Below are 809 nucleotides of genomic sequence, written 5' to 3'. Positions count from 1 at the left end.
TTCGTAGCACCAGTATCCGGCGCTCGATGCTACAAACGAAACGGGCCGCTACAGTGCTTGCAACACCGCGCGGCCCTCACCGAAACGATCAAGTGAGGATCGAATGGCTAATTCCCGTTTATGCTCGATTCCTGAATGCTACAAGCCGCGTTACGGCAATGGATGCTACTGCGAGCCTCACTATCGTCGCCTACTGAAGCACGGCGACCCGTTAGGCGGTGGGACTTCGAAGGGCGAGCTGCTGCGGTGGATCCACGAAGTGGCCTTGCACCACGTTGGTGACGAGTGCCTGATCTGGCCTTTCGGTAAGGGCGGCAGGGGCTACGGCAATCTCTGGATTGACGGCAAGATGGTGAATGCGCACCGGTACCTTTGCCAGATCGCGCACGGCGAGCCGCCGACGCCAGATCACGAAGCGGCGCACTCTTGCGGTAAGGGCCATGAGGGCTGTATCAGTCAAGAGCATCTGAGTTGGAAGACGCACTCAGAGAACATGGCTGATAAACTGATCCACGGGACGCATCGGCGCGGGGAGCGTAACGCCGGGGCCAAGCTCACTGAGGCGGATGTCCTGGAGATACGCGCCATGAAGGGCGTCGAAACGTTGCGTAAGACTGCAGAGAGGTTCGGCGTGTCACAGGAGGCTATTTCCGCCATCCACCGAGGCAAGAAATGGGCTTGGCTTCAGGCCGCCGAACAGGAGAAGGCAGAATGAGGAAGATCGAGAGCATTCAAGACGACATGAACGGCACGGTGACATACGAGATAGGCGAAGGCCGGTGGATCACGCTGGACGCAAGGATGCTGCG

At 59.0% G+C, this 809-nt stretch carries 1 protein-coding gene; it reads left to right on the top strand.

Annotated elements, in window-relative coordinates; all coding sequences use genetic code 11:
• Nucleotides 1–103: 103 nt before the first annotated feature.
• Nucleotides 104–715 (top strand): hypothetical protein, encoded by a 612-nt coding sequence (locus G9X67_RS34655; protein WP_171600803.1) that lies wholly within the window; start codon nucleotides 104–106, stop codon nucleotides 713–715.
• The last annotated feature ends 94 nt before the right edge of the window (nucleotides 716–809 follow it).

Source organism: Rhizobium sp. WYCCWR 11152 (assembly GCF_013087615.1).
Classification (GTDB): Bacteria; Pseudomonadota; Alphaproteobacteria; order Rhizobiales; family Rhizobiaceae; genus Rhizobium; species Rhizobium indicum.
The sequence above is the reverse complement of the archived record's forward strand: the minus strand, read 5'-3'. Positions and strand labels throughout refer to the sequence as shown.

What these genes read in the sequence shown, in the direction of transcription:
- G9X67_RS34655 (WP_171600803.1), top strand. Translation starts at nt 104, where the DNA reads ATGGCTAATTCCCGTTTATGCTCGATTCCTGAATGCTACAAGCCGCGT.